Source organism: Patescibacteria group bacterium (genome assembly GCA_028692545.1).
GTDB lineage: Bacteria > Patescibacteriota > Patescibacteriia > UBA1558 > S5-K13 > STD2-204.
This window is the reverse complement of the sequence record JAQUXC010000004.1, coordinates 18,546-35,794: the sequence shown is the minus strand read 5'-3', so window position 1 is coordinate 35,794 and position 17,249 is coordinate 18,546. Positions and strand designations below refer to the sequence as shown.

Sequence of the window (17,249 nt, the reverse complement as noted above, 5' to 3'; positions counted from 1 at the left end):
TTTTTAATAAACTATTGTATAATTATTCTATTAAAATAAAATAAAATAAAAATCATTAAATAAAAATAAAAATGTTTAACAAATTTGAAGAATTGAGAAATATAATAGCTAAAATAGAGTTAGAAATTAATAAAGCAAAATCACTTTTTAATGAAATAGGAGTGGATATAAATGATGATGTTGATTTCAATAATTTTAGTGAAAAAGCAAAAACTTTTGGATCTGAAACAATGGAAGGTACGAGTAAGGTTATAGAAGGTGTTTTTGATGGACAGCAAATGATTGGACCAGATGGTAAAAAATATTCCATTCCAGCAAACTATTGTTCAAAATCAAAATTGGTAGAAGGAGATATATTAAAATTAGTAATAAAAGAAGATGGAAGTTTTGTTTATAAACAAATAGGTCCAATAGATAGAAAAAGAGTAAAAGGTAGATTGGTTCAAGATTTAATAACTGGTGATTATAAAGTAATAACAGGAAGTGATAGAGAATATAACGTTATAAAGGCAAGTGTCACTTATTTTCATGGTAATAATGGTGATGATGTTATAATACTTGTTCCAAAAGACGGAGAATCAATATGGGCTGCTGTTGAAAATATTATAAATGCAAATAATCAAAATCAAATTAATTCTATAAATTATTCAATTGATAATTCGGATTTTGAAAAAGTTGATGAAGTAGAAGATGATTCAGAAGATAAAATATTTGATAATGTAGATTTAATATAATATCAAATAAAAATTATCATCATCCATCAGCTTTGCTGGTGGTTTTTAATTAAATTTCAAATAAATGTCAAAAACTTTATATAGAAAATATAGACCAAATACATTCTCTGAGGTAATAGGTCAGGAACATATAAAAATAACTTTAGAAAATGAAATTCTAAATGACAAAATATCTCATGCTTATTTATTCTCTGGACCAAGAGGAATAGGAAAAACAACAATAGCAAGAATTTTAGCCAAATCTGTAAATTGCACAAATAGAAAAGATTTTGAACCATGTAATGAATGTGAAAATTGTATATCAGTCATAAATGGTAATAATTTGGATTTGATAGAAATAGATGCTGCTTCAAATAGAGGTATAAATGAAATAAGAGAGCTTCGTGAAATGGTGAGATATTCTCCCTCAAAAAATAAATATAAAATATTTATAATAGATGAGGTACATATGCTTACAGTAGAAGCTTTTAATGCACTACTAAAAACATTAGAAGAACCTCCAAAACATGTTATTTTTATTCTAGCTACAACAGAATTTCATAAACTACCACTAACTATAATATCAAGATGTCAAAAATTTGATTTCAAAGTAATACCTATTGAAAAATTAAAAACTCACTTAAAAGATGTTTGTGTAAAAGAAAATATAAAAGTAGATAATGATATAATAGAAAAAATAGCAAGGAGAAGTGGTGGTTATGCAAGAGATGCACTTTCAATACTTGGGCAAATTTTATCTCTTTCAGAAAACAATGAAGTAAATTCTGACACTGCTAGTTTGATATTGCCAAAATCAGATTTTGAATCTATTACCCATCTTGTCGATGATATAATTTCTCAAAAATTCGATTTTGCAATAAAGGTTTTAGATTCACTTGTCTCAGATGGAGTAAATTTGAATTATTTTACAGAAGAACTTATAAATTATATTAGAAAAGTAATACTTGTAAAAATGTCTGGAGTATCAGAAAAATATTTGTGGGATGTAGATAAAAATATAGAAGAAAAAATTATAGAACAATCTCAAAAATTAGATCTCAAAATTTGGTATGGAATATTAAAAGAATTTTTTTCTGTTTTTAATGAATTAAATAATGACAGATTTAAACAACTCCCACTTGAAATGGCAATAGTATCTATAAAAAATAAATTTTTTGATAATGCAGATTATGAATCAAAAGTTATAAGTTTTAAAAAAGAAGAAGTTATAAAACCTATCACAAAAAAACAATCTTTTATAGAATCAAGTATAAAGGAATCAAATGATGAAAATGATATTGTCTTCAAAGAAACAAAAAACAATAAAAATATAAATATAGAAGATATAACAAAAGCTTGGCCACAATTACTTATAAATTTAAAAGATTGTAATCATTCTCTATCAGCTTTTGTAAAGTCAGGACATCCTATATGTTTGGAAAATAATAAATTAACTATAGGATTTCAGTTCAAATTTCATTTGGATAGAATAATGAGCTTCAAACAAGTGATAGAGGATACACTTTCTGGTATAGTTGGTACAAAAGTTTTTATAGATGGAGATATAGATAAGGATTATGAAGAAAATCGCAAAAAAATAATAAAAGATATTTATACAGATACAAGCATGGAAGATAATAATAATTTAAATAATTTACTTGATAATTTTGGAGGGGAGCTTGTATAATAAATAAGTAATTAACAAATAATTAATCTTATCTTTTGGGATAAGTATAATGTTATGAAAAAAATATTTTTTGTAAGTTTGGTAGTAATTTTACTCGGTATAACTTTTGTTTCTGCGACAAATTATGATCAAGCATTAACAAACAAACTAAAAGGGAAATTACTTTTAGCTGTTGAAGACAAGGGAAGAATTTGGTACGTAAATCAAACAGATGGAAAAAGATATGAAGTAACTTTTGAAAATGCATTATCATTATTTCAAAGATTTTCGCTAGGAATTAATAATGCTGATTTAGAAAGTATGCCATTACCAAATTCAAAAACACCTATTCATAATTTAGCAAAAAGATTAAGTGGAAAATTTTTACTTCAAGTACAAGACAAGGGAAGAATTTGGTATGTATCTCCTTCTGATTATAAAAGACATGAGGTAACTTGGGTAAATTTGATGGATTTATTTAGAAAATTATCTTTAGGAGTAACAAATGAAAATCTTAATAAGATTGAAATGGGGGAAAATATATATAAAAATTCAGATAAATTTTCATTTGTTTGTCCAGGTGGATGGACCTTATCTGAAAATAAAGATTATGGAGGAAACGTTCTTGTAGGTCAGTGTGGCAAGGTATATTCTAGACAATATGCGTTAGATGATGGAATTAATATTAATTTTGGATTTGTGCCACAAAATTTAGCTAATACCTATAGTTATAGTGAAGTACAAGGAAAATATTCGGAAATGATTTTTAATGAAATAAAAAATGAATCTAATGCTCAGTTATATGAAAATGGTAGTTTTTCTGGATGGATTTCTATGAAAAATCAAAAACATACAATGCGTATAATTGCAAGATATCAGGTTGAAGATGGTTATTATGAGGTCAGGGCAAATGCATCAGGAAATACAAAAACTGATCAAGAATTCAAAAAAATGATAGATGATATTATTGAAACTTTTTATATAAAATTGGAACCATTTACATATACAAATAATAATGAGCTTTTTGATAAAGTTTCCAAACAAGAATTTAAAGTCTTGGAAAAATTTACTGCCGATGAATTATATTCCAATAGGTGTGATACAGATAAAACTAAGGAATATTTTCAAAATGTTTTATCTAGATATTCTAATGAAGATTTAGGCATAGAGTACATATTTGAATATAATGGTATAACTCAAGAACCTGGTGTTTGGGTTGTTAGAGTAATACAAAACAAATTTGATTATGAAAATATGGATGATTTTCAAAAAGATTTTGGTGTTTGCTCGGCGGGTGAAGAAAAATATCCATTATTATTTTCAGGAAAATATCTTTTATTTATGTCCAGTTGTGGTAGTGGATTCGATGATGGTTCTGGACGTCCACATGGTTGTGATTTAATTCAAGAGTTTGTTCAACCTACGATTAGGATTAAATAAAATATGTAATAATTTTAATGAGTACCTTTGATGAATCATCAAAATTAATAATTGATAAAATACTTTCTACTGTTCAATTCACATACTAATTTTAATTAAATAATCCAGTCATAAAGACTGAACAAGAAAAATATGTACGAAGAAGAAAATAATTTAGAACAAAATACATCTCTCGATCCTGATCGAGAAATGAAACCAAATAATAATTTTACGAAGTATATACTTATTATTGTTGTATCTCTTTTATTTATTGGTAATGCAGGTGCTTTTTATTATATTTTCAAAAATGTAAAAGAAAAGAGAATTGATGAGAGTATAAAGAAAGTAGAAAATATAATCCAAGAAGAAAATCTTAATAATATTGATAACTCAACTACTACAACAGAAGAGGTTGCATTGAAAGATGGAGAAATTTTAATTGAATGGAGTGAATGGCCTGCCTCAAAAACTGGATGGGATATATTTAATTACCAAAAAATGCAGGATTTTTTAAAAGATGATGAATTTTTCAAAAATACAGACGAAAATATAAGTAATCTTATAAGTAGTTTTAGTGTACTCAAGGTTGGTAAAATTATAGAAGGTAGTTATACTGGAAATGATTTGTATATTGTTACATTTCAGCCAGAGGGACCTATAAGAGTGCAAATGCTTAGAGTTATAAAAGATAATGATGATTTAATAGTTATTGGTAAGAATTCTGATCAATTAGATGAATTTTATCAGAAATTTTTTATTGTAAATAATAATATTAGTATTGCCAATTTTGGAGTTTTGGAAACTATAAATATTCCTGATTCAAGTTTTGTTTTGAAAAAAACAGATAGTGAACCATTTAAATTAATGACGAGTTATGATAATCCAGAAAAACTTTTCAAATATAATGATAAGGATTATATTTACAAAGATAAAACCAGTAATTGTTTTATAGCACGTGCTAATGACGGAACTGTAAGAGAATATTCATTTGACTTAAAATTTTTAGGTCAAAAGGGTGACAGTCAACCAGCACATGCTATCCCTTATAAATTGGACATTACATGGACTAATAGTTCAAAAAATACAAATGAATATATTTTTAAAGCTATGACTGGTTGCGGTGCAAGTGGATGTTATAATTATGTAAATTATATAAGTGATAATGATATTAAAGAAATAGGAAAAACTTCAACGGGTGATTCTATTTATGGGTTAAGAGATTCTAATTTTAAGGATATATTAAAAGTAATGTATGACCAGTATTATCCTGGCTATAATTCACAAACTCAGACACAGAATGAGAAAATATCTTTTGAAGAATTTTTGAGCAATAGACCACTTATATTTTGGAAAGATCCATTTGGAAAATTCATAGAATTTCGTGATGCAAAATATTTACCAGCAGTAGAATGTGGAAAACCAGTTATATATTTGTATCCTACAAAAACTACAAATGTATCAGTAAAAGTAGCTCCAACCGGAGGATTTACTATAACAGAACCAGATTATAATAATGGTTGGTATGTGAGAGCAACAAAAGATAGTGAATTGTATAATTATAGTGACAAAACGGTTTATCCATATTTGTTTTGGGAAGGTCATGGTATGAATTATGAAAGACCAAAAACTGGATTTGTAGTAGCAAAAGCAAATGTAGAACAATTCTTAAAAGATAAATTATCACAATTTGGTCTTATAGAAAAAGAATATAATGAATTTATAGAATTTTGGCTTCCAAAAATGGAAGAAAAAAATTATTATTTTATAACATTTGTTCCACAAGAACAGTTTGATAAATTGGCTCCACTTAGTATAGAACCAAAACCAGATACAATAATAAGAGTGTTTATGGATTTTGAAGGATTAGATAATTATGTAAATATTGCACCTCAAACTATAAAAAATACTGTAAGAAGAGGATTTACTGTTGTAGAGTGGGGCGGAGCTTTGCATAAATAATAATTATGTCAAAAATAAAAAAAATTATTTTTATATTATTAACCCTGTTTGTTGTACAAACAGGGTTAATATTTATATTATCTAAAAATGTAAGTAGTATTGATTTGACTAAAACTTTTAAAAATATAGATAATTTTGATTTGGAAAAACATTATTCGTATTTTATGAATAAGGATTTTTTTGATGAAGCTTATAACAATGCAAAAGATCAAACAAAAAATCCTGAAACTAAGGTTTATGGTGGAATTATTCCACATCACTTAATAGTAAAAGATAAAATTGCAAGTTTTTTTGAAGGAATAAAAAATGAAAATTACAAAACTATTATTCTTGTTGGACCGAATCATTTTGATAATGGAAAAAATAATATTATAGCTTCGAATGCTATGTGGATTACTCCTTATGGAAATATAGAACCAGACTCAAAACTAATAAAAAAATTGAATTTGGAAATAAGTGAGAGTCCATTTGATAGTGAACATTCTATTTCAGGACTTGTATCATTCATAAAATATTCTTTTCCAAATACAAAAATAGTCCCAATAATAGTAAAATTAGGTACAACTGAAGAAGAACTAACGCAACTAGCCACAACTATCACAAATAGCGTAAACATAGATGAAGTGCTGTTTATATCCAGTATTGACTTTTCGCATTACCAGAGCTCAAATACAGCCAATTTTCACGATACTAGAAGCAATTCTATAATAAGTAGCTTTGATTTTGATAGAATTTATCAAATGGAAATAGATTCACCACCATCAGCATATTTGCTTTTGAAATATTTGGAATTAAACAAATTACAAAAATCAGAATTATTATTTTCTACAGATTCAGGAACTTTGATAGGAAAAAAATATGTAGAGACTACAAGTCATAATATTTTTTATTTTATGCGTGGTGAAAAATTAAATAACAATGTTTTAAACTTTTTGTTTTTTGGAGATGTGATGCTTGATAGAAATGTAAAAACAAAAATAAAAAATTCTGATTTAGATTATATATTAAAAGATTTTTCTGGTGGTGAAGAAAATAGATTTTTTAAAGGATTGGATTTTGTATCTTTGAATTTGGAAGGCGCTGTTACTGATAACGGAAATCATTATAGTCCTACAGTTGCATATGATTTTGCATTTGATCCAAATTTGGTAAACAAATTGCATGATTATAATTTCAATTTTTTTAATATTTCAAATAATCACATTACAGATCAAGGTAGAATTGGACTCGAAGAAACTTACAAAAATTTAGATAAGTTGAATTTCAATTATTCTGGTTGTCCTGACAAAGAAGCTACAAATTGTTCAAAAATTATAAATATAGGAAATTGCAAAATAGGAACAGCTGGTTTTAGTATGGTGTATGGAACATTTGATAGTGCAAAAGCAATTGAGGAAATAAAAAATCTAAAAAGTAATTCTGATATTGTAATAGTAAATGTACATTGGGGTACAGAATATACTCATATAAATAGTGCGTTGCAACAACAGATTGCACATTCTTTTATTGACAATGGTGCAGATATGATAATTGGTCATCATCCACATGTAGTACAGGGCATGGAAATATACAAAAATAAACCAATATTTTATTCACTTGGAAATTTTATATTTGATCAATATTTTTCATACGACACTCAAGAGGGATTATCAGTTGGAATTTCAATAGATTTAAAAAACCTTGATGATTATAAAATATATTTGTTTCCATTTATTTCAAATGCAAATAAATTAAGACATATGAATGAATCTGAAATAAATAAATTTTTTGATAAATTTATTGATTGGTCAGATTTGGAAAATAAATATAAGGAACAAATTAATATATAAAATATTATCATATATATAAAAGCCCTGATTTTAGTCAGAGCTTTTATAAATCTATAAATTTCTTAGTTTACATTACAGATTCTACAAATGTAAGAGCTTTGCCTTTACTTGTGCCACGGCCAGTTCTTCCAATTCTATGAATATAATCATTGTAGGTTTGTGGAATTGTGTAATTTATAACGTGAGAAATATCTTTTATATCAAGACCACGAGCTGCAACATCAGTTGCAACCAAAACATCAACATAACTATTTTTGAATTGCGTAAGAGCACGTTGTCTTTGACCTTGTCTTTTATCTCCATGAATTGAATCAGCACGAAATCCTTTTGAAATCAAATTTTGAGTCAATCTTTCAACTTCTATTTTTGTTTCAATAAATATCAAAACTTTTACAAATTCATCTTGTTTTAATATTTCTTGAAGTTTTTCAAATTTCAAACCTTTATCGCGACTAGATCTTACAATGTCTTGCTCAACATTTGAGGCTGTTTCGCCAGTTGTAGTTTCAATGGTTATAGGATTTTTCATAAAAGTGTTTATAAGCTCTTTTATTTTTGTAGGAATTGTAGCTGAGAAAAATAAAGATTGTCTTTTTTCTGGTAAAGTATTTAATATTTCTTTTATTTCATCTACAAAACCCATATCAAGCATACGGTCGACTTCGTCAAGGACAACATTTGTAAATGTTTCAAATTTTATCAAATTTCTTTTGCTAAGATCTTTTATTCTTCCTGGGGTTCCAATTACGAAGTTTGGATTTCTTTTCAAACTTTCAATTTGTTTGTATAGCGGAGCTCCACCAACACAAATTGCAGAAAATATTCTCATACCATTTGAAAATTCTCTAAATTCATTTTCAATCTGAACAGCTAATTCTCTTGTAGGAGCAATTATCAAAACTTTTTCATTTCTGTTTTGAAAAACTTTGTCTATAAGTGGAAGCAAAAATGCCCCAGTTTTTCCTGTACCAGTATTTGCAAGTCCTACAATATCAGATCCATTTATAATAAGTTCTATTGTTTGATCTTGAATAGGGGTTGGAGTAATATAATTTTTTCTTTTCAAATTATTTTCTATGTCTTTACAAAATTTGAAATCAGAAAAGGAATGTTTTATTTCCACTATTTTTATTTCAGAAGATACAACAGATTTTTGAACAAATTTCATAATGTCAATATTTTCTCCACGTCTTTTGCCTTTTGCACGGTTTCCAAAAGTTCTTCTTTGTCCGCCAAAAGAGGAGTGTTGAGTATTTCTATTTGCAAAAGAATTACCAGAACTAAATGGTTTTGGAGTACTTTCGCTTGATTTTTTAGGGCTTTCCTCACGTTTAGAAAAACCATTTGAATTAAATGATTTGTAGTTCATTTTCCTTTTTTTACTTGTAGAAGTAAATGACGGAGAAAACGCTCTCCCTGATGTGTTTTTTTGCATAAAATGTTTTCCAAATGCACCAAAAATCATATTTTGATGCAAAATAATTAATAAATTCCGAATTGCTGTATAGAGCTTCGAAATTTATATTATTTCTTGGAAAATCTATAGAACAATCTTTAATTCAAATATGATAACACAAATAATTAATAATTGCAAGGGGTAGTGGAGGAGTAGGGGATATAGGAAATTTAATATTGTGAATTATTCTTTGAAAGTTCTAATCTATCTGCCACATAATCAATATCTTTATCGCCCCTACCAGACAAATTGACAATAATAATTTCATTTTTATTTAATCTAGGGGCTATTTTTATAGCATGTGCTAGTGCATGAGAACTTTCTAATGCAGGAATTATACCTTCAGATTTAGTTAAAATTTGAAATGCATCAAGTGCTTCTATGTCATTTATAGTTTTATAGATTACTCTTCCTTTATCTTTCAAGTCAGAGTGAATTGGTCCAACCCCTGGATAATCTAATCCTGAAGCAATGGAATGGACTGGCAATGGTTCTCCGTTATCATCTTGTAGTAAATAAGTAAACATACCATGAATATTTCCTGGTCTTCCTAATGTTAGTGTGGCTGCATTATCTCCTGGTTTGAAACTTCGTCCACTAGGTTCAACTCCTATCATTTTTACATTTGTATCATCTAAAAATTCGTGAAACAATCCAATTGCATTTGAACCACCTCCAACACAGGCTATTAGATAATCTGGCAATCTCTTTTCTTGTTCTAAAATTTGACCCTTTGTTTCTTTTCCAATTATTGATTGAAAATTTCTGACTATCATAGGAAATGGATGTGGGCCTACAATTGAGCCAATGCCAAAGAAAATATTCTTTGAATCTTTTACAAAAGCATCAAAAGCACTATCAACTGCATCTTTTAGACACCTTCCACCAGATTTTACTGTGACAACTTTTGCACCTAATAATTGCATGCGAATAACATTTGGATGTTGTTTTAAAACATCTATTTCACCCATATGAATTTCACATTTTATTCCAACAAGCGCTGCTGCTGTAGCCAGTGCTACACCATGTTGACCAGCTCCTGTTTCTGCTAATAATGTTGTCTTTCCCATTTTTTTAGCAAGTAATGCTTCACCAAGAGTGTGATTTATTTTGTGTGCTCCTGTGTGATTTAAATCTTCACGTTTTAGATATATTTTTGCACCACCAAATTTTTCTGATAGATTTTTAGCATAATATAGTGGTGATGGTCGCCCTACATAGTTTTTTAGTAGGTTTTGATATTCTTTTTGAAAATTAGAATCATGCTGAGCATTTCTGTAAGCTACTGCAATATTATCAAATATTGGTTTTAAAATGTCAGGAATAATTTGTCCGCCATATTTTCCAAAGTAGCCAAATCGATCAGGGGACATTTTTAATGAATTTTTCATATAATTTTTAAGTTTAAATAATTAATAAATAACACTAGACATATTTATCGCCAAGGTTGAGTTGATTTGTTATAAAAATAGTAATGCATAATAATTTTTGATAAATAAAAAAACTACCCAATTGAAACAATATTGAGTAGTTTTCTAAAAATTTTAAAACAAAATATCTCTACCCAATATTATAGGTAGTCCACCAAGATTTATTTGTATTCTGAAATTTGTTTAATGTCATATTTTTGAATATATTTATGGTAGCATTATTTAGGAAATAATCAAGATATGAATTTAAAAAATAAGACTTTTAAAAATACCACTCTGGGATTACGTCACCCCCCGGAGTGGGTATTTGCATAATATAAATTATCATCTATTAACATTGACAATACAAAAAAATTATTATATTCTTTAAAGCACTTTTAATATTATATATTTTACTAATATATGGAAATAAGAAATATAGCAATTATTGCTCATGTTGACCATGGAAAAACAACTATTACAGACATGCTGATGCGTCAGACTGGAATGAGTAATAGTGATGTAAGTATGGACAGCAATGACTTAGAAAAAGAAAGAGGAATTACAATTTACTCAAAAAATACTTCTATCTATTACAAAGATACAAAGATAAATATTGTAGACACTCCTGGACACGTTGACTTTGGATCTGAAGTTGAGCGAGTTTTGCGATCTATTGACTCTGTAGTTTTGGTTGTTGATGCGCAAGAAGGGCCAATGCCTCAGACAAAATTTGTTTTGAAAAAATCTTTGAATTTGGGACTCAAACCAATTGTTGTAATAAATAAAATTGATAAACCAGCTGCAAATCCTGACGAAGTAAAGGAAATGATTTTTGAATTATTTCTAGACCTTGGGGCAAGCGATGAACAATTAGATTTTACCACAATATATGCAATTGCACGTGATGGAGTTGCAAAACACAAAATGCATGATGATGCAAAAGATTTTGCACCACTTCTTGATATAATTTTGGAAAAAGTTCCTGTTGCATCGAGCGAAGAATTAGATAATATGCCACTTTTGGTTCAACCATTTAATTTGGCTTATGATAATTTTTTGGGAAGACTTGCGGTTACTAGAGTTTATGAAGGAACAATAAGTCAAGGACAAAATGTTTTTATAAAAGATGTCCATGGAAATGTTAGAAAAGGGAAAATTGGAAAATTGTTTACTTTTGAGGGTTTGAATAGAAAAGAAGTGGAAACTGCTGTCTCTGGTGATATTGTAATGATAGCAGGACTTCCTGATATATATATTGGAGAAACAATTTATGAAAATGAAAATCAAGAAGCACTTCCAAATATAAATATAGATGAACCAACAATATGTTTGAATTTTCTTGTAAATAATTCTCCATTTGCCGGTCGTGATGGAAAATTTGTAACAAGCAGACAATTAAAAGAAAGATTAGAAAAAGAATTGGAAGTAAATGTAGGACTCAAAATTGATTTTACCTCAAAAGAATTTTACAAAGTTTATGGTAGAGGTGAGATGCATATTGCAATTTTATTGGAAAATTTAAGAAGAGAAGGATATGAACTCCAAATTTCTCAACCACATGTAATTATAAAAGAGCAAGATGGAATAAAATTAGAACCATTTGAAGAGGTAACTATAAATGTTCCACAAGAAATGTCTGGAACTATAATTCAAAAACTTTCAATGCGTTGTGGTGTAATGACAGAAATGAAACCAGAGCACGGACATACAAGAATAGTTTTTGAAATTCCAACTCGTGGACTTTTGGGGTATAAAAATGAATTTATTGTTGATACAAGAGGTGAAGGAATATTGTATTCTCGTGTAATAGGATTCAAAAAATATGCTGGAAAAATAGAAAAAACAAAACTTGGTTCAATGGTTTCTATGGCAACAGGAAAAGCACTTGGTTTTTCACTTTTCAATTTACAAGAAAGGGGAGCACTTTATATAAAAGCAAATATAGAAGTATATGAAGGAATGATTGTAGGAAATACTGCAAAAGGAATGGATATGGTAGTAAACCCAATAAAAGGAAAAGCACTTACAAACATGAGATCTTCAAATGCTGATGATGCAATAAAACTTGTAACCCCAATAGAAATTACTCTTGAAAGTGGAATGAGTATTATGAATTCTGATGAATATTTAGAAATTACTCCAAAAAATATAAGACTTAGAAAAAAACATCTAACTGAAATTGAAAGAGTTAGACATAGTAGAAAAAGAAATATCTAATTTTAAATTAAACAAAAAAGATTTCTTTATTAATACCATCATAAACAAAAAAACACTGATTATATCAATGCTTTCTCGATGGCTCGGGGACTAGGAATCGAACCCAGATTGACGGGACCAGAACCCGCTGTCCTACCATTAGACGATCCCCGAATGGTATTTTATTTTAAATTACTCAACCTTCTATTTAAGTAAGTTCTTCCAAAACCAGTTTTTAATTGCTTTTCTCTTTTTATAGCATCTTTTTTAACTAAACATGCTTCAAAATATATTATTTCAAATGGCTTTCTATTCCTAGTTGAAAAAACTAATCCATTATTATGCTCTTTGAATCTATTATCTAAATCTTTAGTATAACCAATATATAGTTTATCATCTTTTTTACTTTTTAAAACATATGTATAATACATAATTTTGTCCTACCCCGCTCGCAACGCTTCGCGTAGCGATGCGGGCGAGCATTAGACGATCCCCGAAGGATAAAAATAATTATAATATATAAATATATAATAGTAAATATGTGTATTGCATTTATTTATTTTTGTGTTATTATATTTATATGATAATAAAAATAGCAAAACTAAATAATAATAACAATCTCGGATAAGTTGCGAGCTATTTTTGTTTTACAATATCAGCTCGCAAAGCTGATTTTTATTTTATTGTCGGGTAGTTCAATGGTAGAACGCTACGCTGTTAACGTAGATGTTGTAGGTTCGAGTCCTGCCCCGACAGCCAATTGGTGGGGTGAAAGTTATGCCCCCGGAGCTAAACTAGTATATGTTTCGAGTAATCAACTTACCAGGATTGATTAAAGCATTAAAGTATTTTTTATTAAGATATTGTTTTGATCTTTTATCTATAATGTGAGAAAATATATATAGGTTTTTATATTTAATCAACTAATAATTCCCGTTATTCAACGGGACAAGAAAAATATGGAAAATGAATCATTTCAACCAGATTCTTATATTGATTCAGAGGAAAAGGCTATGATTGGTGCTAATAAAGAAAATAATATAAGGGATTTATCTAAAGGTATAGATATTACCCATGAAGAAGAGGAATCTTTGATCAAAATTGCTGAAAAGCAAGCAGAAAAAACAATGCAAGAATATGATATTGAAAAAGAAAAAAATCCAGTTGAAAGATTAATTAATCGTTTAAATGAAATTGTCCAAAATATGAAAGAAATGGGATTAGAGCAAGATTATGAAATAGTTTCAAAAATACAAAGAAGAATAGAGCGCTATATCGAAGCTTTTAAAAAATACAAGGAAGAGTATGAAGACCGTACTAATAAAAGATTATCAGTAGAGATTTTTTTACAAAATTTTAATAATCAATATGAGAGACATTTTGTAAAATTTGCTAAAGGCATTCCAGTTACGCATCAAATTGATCAAGATGGAGGTTGGGTTTATGGTACATCTGGTACTCAAGCCGGTGGCTGGTTTAAAAATTATTCTCAAATAGAAGAAAATAAAAAAATAATTGAAGATAATGGAATGGAAGCTATTAATTATAGTTTTTCAAAAAATGGATCAACGGAATTTTGTAAATCTATGGGGGCATTAGAAGATGATCAGGAATTTATTGATATTCCAAATATTTATGAGAATTTATCTAAGGACAAAATAGATCCTTTGAATTATACTGTTAAACTCCCAACAGATATAGAAGGAATTTCATTAAAAATTGTTCGCGAAAAGCGCCCTGATAATCTAGAAGAAAAAAGTATCCATATAACATTTGATGATGAATTTTTAAAAAAATTATTAACTTAATTTGTTTTTATAAAATTTAAAAGCAGGTTAGAATTCCCAACCTGCTTTTATAATAAATACATCACCATATTATCTTGGAGTGTACTTTAGTAAAGAATACAAAAACAGAGAATTCAAAAATAATATATTATATAAAAATATTTTGCTAAATTTTCATTAAAATAGGTTCCATGACCTATTTTTTTGAACCATTGTCATTTAAGTAAATTTATTTATGATATAATTAATTTGTATTTTAACTTGTTATGATACTTTTTTATGAACATATTTGAATATTCTATAAAAGAAAAAAAAGATATTTTAGATGAATTAAAAACATCTATCAAAAAAGGTCTTACAGAAAAAGATGTCAATTTAAAACTTTTAAAAAATGGATACAATGAAATAGATTCATTGAAGCTCAATGGATTTAAAATTTTTATCCGTCAATTTAAGTCAGCTTTTGTTTATTTGTTAATTGCAGCAATAATAATAACTATAATTCTTGGGCAAAGATTAGATACATTAATGATATTTATTTTTTTAGCTGTGAATACTTTTTTGGGTTTTTATCAAGAGTATAGATCTGAAAAAACTGTTCAACTTTTGAATAAGTACACAATGCCAAAAACAAAAGTTTTAAGAGATGAGAATATAATTTCAATTCCATCAAAAAATTTGGTAATAGGGGATATTATAATTTTGAAAACAGGAGACAAAGTACCTGCTGATGTGCGTATTTTGGAACAAAATAATTTAACTATAAATGAATCTGTACTTACTGGGGAGTCAGTCTCAGTAAAAAAAATAGATGGAGTATTAAAAGAACAAGCAAAATCATATTATGAAGCAAATAATTTGGCATTTTCTGGAACAGATGTATTGAGTGGTAAGATGATTGCTGTAGTTTTAGCTGTTGGAAAAGAAACTGTTTTTGGAAATATTGCAAAACTTTCAACTGAAACAAAAAGAGTTAGTGATTTTGAAAAAGGTATATCACATTTTTCGAATTTTATTTTGAAATTAGTTGCTATAACTCTTGTTGTAATTCTGTTGGCAAATATAATTATAAAAAAAGGTAAATTGGATTATATAGAACTTATTATTTTTGCAATTGCACTTACTGTAAGTGTAATACCAGAAGCACTTCCACTTGTTACTACATTTTCTCTTTCAAAAGGAGCAAGAAGTCTTGCAAAACATGATGTCATAGTAAAAAGATTGTCAGCTATTCAGGATTTGGGCGGAATAGAAATACTGTGCTCTGATAAAACAGGAACACTTACAAAAAATGAATTAAAGGTTGCAAATATTTATTCTGATTTTAGAGATGAAATACTTATTTGTGCTAATTTAGCTGGAGAATGTGATGAAAAATGCAAACTAGAACCATTTGATATAGCATTATGGAAAGCAATAAAAAAAGATCAAAAAAAGATTATAGAAAATAGTAAAATATTAGAAGAAGAGCCATTTAATCCAAATACAAAAAGAAATATAGTTCTTGTAAAAAGTGCTTCTAAAATAGAAATTATAACTCGTGGTGCAATAGAGGAAATTTTAGATAAAAGTATAATATCAAAAGATGAAAGATTAAATATTGAAAAATGGATTTCTATGGAGGGTATACAGGGACATCGTACACTAGCTATTGCAAGAAAAATAATAAAAAATAAATCAATAGAAAATATAGATTTGATAAAAGAAAAAGATTTTGAATTTTTGGGTGTAATATCATTTGTAGATCCTATAAAAGATAGTTCTTATGAAATTGTAAAAAAAGCCAACAGTTTGGGTGTAAAAATAAAAATAATTACAGGGGATAGTATTGAAGTGGCTGGAGCAGTAGCTCATCAAATAGGACTAATAGATTCTCCAGAAAAAGTAATACTTGGTTCTACTTGGGAAAATATGACAAGAGACAGAAAATTAGACGCGCTTGAAGAATATTCTGTTTTCGCAAGAGTTTCACCAGAACAAAAATATAAGATAATAGAACTTTTGCGAGAAGATAAAATGATAGGATTTTTGGGTGAAGGTATAAATGATGCACCAGCTTTGAAGATTGCTGGAGTTTCTATTGTGGTAAATAGTGCATCTGACATAGCAAGAGAATCGACTGATATAATATTATTACAAAAAAATCTTACAGTAATACTTGATGGAATAAAAGAAGGTAGAACTGTTTTTGCAAATATTACAAAATATATAAAAGCAACACTTGCATCTAATTTTGGTAATTTTTTTGCAGTTGCAAGTACATCTCTTCTTGTAGATTTTTTACCAATGTTGCCAGTACAGATTCTTTTGATAAATTTACTATCAGACACTCCTATGATATCTATTTACACAGATACAGCAGACAAAAAAGAATTAATGCTTCCTAAAAAATATGAAGTAAAAGAAATAGTTCTTTTTTCAATAGTTTTGGGAATTGTAAGTACTATTTTTGATTTTATATTTTTTGGTTTGTTTTATCGTATATCTCCAGAAGTTTTGCAAACAAATTGGTTCATTGGAAGTATTCTTACGGAACTTATCCTAATATTTTCTGTCCGTAGTAAAGCATTATTTATAAAAGCTTCAAAACCATCTACATCTTTGAGTGTTCTTACAATATTAGCAATAATTTTGACAATTATGATTCCATATACAAGTTTTGGACAAAATACATTCCATTTTGTAAAACCAGCTACTTCTCACATGATTATTATACTGGCGATAGTGTTTATATATTTTATATGTTCAGAAACAGTCAAACTTATGTTTTATAAAAAAATGAACAATAATATTTAATTATAAAAATTCAAAA

11 protein-coding genes and 2 tRNA genes are annotated in these 17,249 nt (G+C 27.9%); 9 read left to right on the top strand and 4 right to left on the bottom strand.

The window, feature by feature from the left end; genetic code table 11:
* The first annotated feature begins 71 nt into the window (after positions 1-71).
* The 5 genes from PHZ07_02425 (at position 72) to amrB (ending at position 7,586) form a co-directional block, all read left to right on the top strand.
* Complete coding sequence (locus PHZ07_02425) at positions 72-734, top strand: hypothetical protein (GenBank protein MDD3284426.1); 663 nt, start codon at positions 72-74, stop codon at positions 732-734.
* A 64-nt stretch (positions 735-798) separates the two neighbouring features.
* The gene (gene dnaX / locus PHZ07_02420; GenBank protein MDD3284425.1) at positions 799-2,400 is read left to right on the top strand and encodes a DNA polymerase III subunit gamma/tau; all 1,602 of its coding nucleotides are present in this window, start codon (positions 799-801) and stop codon (positions 2,398-2,400) included.
* 54 nt (positions 2,401-2,454) lie between these two features.
* Complete coding sequence (locus PHZ07_02415; GenBank protein ID MDD3284424.1) at positions 2,455-3,819, top strand: hypothetical protein; 1,365 nt, start codon at positions 2,455-2,457, stop codon at positions 3,817-3,819.
* Positions 3,820-3,951: 132 nt separating this feature from the next.
* Entirely contained in the window at positions 3,952-5,757 is a 1,806-nt protein-coding gene (locus PHZ07_02410; protein ID MDD3284423.1) for a hypothetical protein, read from the top strand.
* Between the two features lie 5 nt (positions 5,758-5,762).
* Entirely contained in the window at positions 5,763-7,586 is a 1,824-nt protein-coding gene (amrB, locus tag PHZ07_02405) for an AmmeMemoRadiSam system protein B (GenBank protein MDD3284422.1), read from the top strand.
* A gap of 67 nt (positions 7,587-7,653) precedes the next feature.
* Here the strand turns inward: amrB and PHZ07_02400 are convergent, their stop codons facing one another.
* Positions 7,654-8,955, bottom strand: coding sequence for a DEAD/DEAH box helicase (locus PHZ07_02400; GenBank protein MDD3284421.1), 1,302 nt, complete (start codon positions 8,953-8,955; stop codon positions 7,654-7,656).
* Positions 8,956-9,212: 257 nt separating this feature from the next.
* Positions 9,213-10,433, bottom strand: a complete 1,221-nt coding sequence (gene trpB / locus PHZ07_02395) for a tryptophan synthase subunit beta (protein MDD3284420.1) — start codon at positions 10,431-10,433, stop codon at positions 9,213-9,215.
* 441 nt (positions 10,434-10,874) lie between these two features.
* On the opposite strand from trpB, the gene typA reads away from it, so the two are divergent.
* Positions 10,875-12,671: a translational GTPase TypA gene (typA, locus tag PHZ07_02390; GenBank protein MDD3284419.1), complete on the top strand. Its 1,797-nt coding sequence runs from the start codon at positions 10,875-10,877 to the stop codon at positions 12,669-12,671.
* A gap of 79 nt (positions 12,672-12,750) precedes the next feature.
* Here the strand turns inward: typA and PHZ07_02385 are convergent.
* Positions 12,751-12,824, bottom strand: a tRNA-Gln gene (locus PHZ07_02385).
* A gap of 8 nt (positions 12,825-12,832) precedes the next feature.
* The gene (locus PHZ07_02380) at positions 12,833-13,081 is read right to left on the bottom strand and encodes a GIY-YIG nuclease family protein (protein MDD3284418.1); all 249 of its coding nucleotides are present in this window, start codon (positions 13,079-13,081) and stop codon (positions 12,833-12,835) included.
* Positions 13,082-13,334: 253 nt separating this feature from the next.
* Between PHZ07_02380 and PHZ07_02375 the strand changes: the two genes are divergently transcribed.
* From PHZ07_02375 to PHZ07_02365, 3 genes are all read left to right on the top strand, one after another.
* Positions 13,335-13,409 (top strand) — tRNA-Asn (locus PHZ07_02375).
* Positions 13,410-13,609: 200 nt separating this feature from the next.
* Positions 13,610-14,458 (top strand): hypothetical protein, encoded by an 849-nt coding sequence (locus tag PHZ07_02370; protein MDD3284417.1) that lies wholly within the window; start codon positions 13,610-13,612, stop codon positions 14,456-14,458.
* Between the two features lie 258 nt (positions 14,459-14,716).
* Positions 14,717-17,233, top strand: a complete 2,517-nt coding sequence (locus tag PHZ07_02365) for a cation-transporting P-type ATPase (GenBank protein ID MDD3284416.1) — start codon at positions 14,717-14,719, stop codon at positions 17,231-17,233.
* Positions 17,234-17,249 lie beyond the last annotated feature (16 nt).

What these genes read in the sequence shown, in the direction of transcription:
- PHZ07_02400 (MDD3284421.1), bottom strand. Translation starts at nt 8,955, where the DNA reads ATGAACTACAAATCATTTAATTCAAATGGTTTTTCTAAACGTGAGGAA.
- PHZ07_02370 (MDD3284417.1), top strand. Translation starts at nt 13,610, where the DNA reads ATGGAAAATGAATCATTTCAACCAGATTCTTATATTGATTCAGAGGAA.
- PHZ07_02380 (MDD3284418.1), bottom strand. Translation starts at nt 13,081, where the DNA reads ATGTATTATACATATGTTTTAAAAAGTAAAAAAGATGATAAACTATAT.
- dnaX (MDD3284425.1), top strand. Translation starts at nt 799, where the DNA reads ATGTCAAAAACTTTATATAGAAAATATAGACCAAATACATTCTCTGAG.
- PHZ07_02415 (MDD3284424.1), top strand. Translation starts at nt 2,455, where the DNA reads ATGAAAAAAATATTTTTTGTAAGTTTGGTAGTAATTTTACTCGGTATA.
- typA (MDD3284419.1), top strand. Translation starts at nt 10,875, where the DNA reads ATGGAAATAAGAAATATAGCAATTATTGCTCATGTTGACCATGGAAAA.
- amrB (MDD3284422.1), top strand. Translation starts at nt 5,763, where the DNA reads ATGTCAAAAATAAAAAAAATTATTTTTATATTATTAACCCTGTTTGTT.
- PHZ07_02365 (MDD3284416.1), top strand. Translation starts at nt 14,717, where the DNA reads ATGAACATATTTGAATATTCTATAAAAGAAAAAAAAGATATTTTAGAT.
- PHZ07_02410 (MDD3284423.1), top strand. Translation starts at nt 3,952, where the DNA reads ATGTACGAAGAAGAAAATAATTTAGAACAAAATACATCTCTCGATCCT.
- trpB (MDD3284420.1), bottom strand. Translation starts at nt 10,433, where the DNA reads ATGAAAAATTCATTAAAAATGTCCCCTGATCGATTTGGCTACTTTGGA.
- PHZ07_02425 (MDD3284426.1), top strand. Translation starts at nt 72, where the DNA reads ATGTTTAACAAATTTGAAGAATTGAGAAATATAATAGCTAAAATAGAG.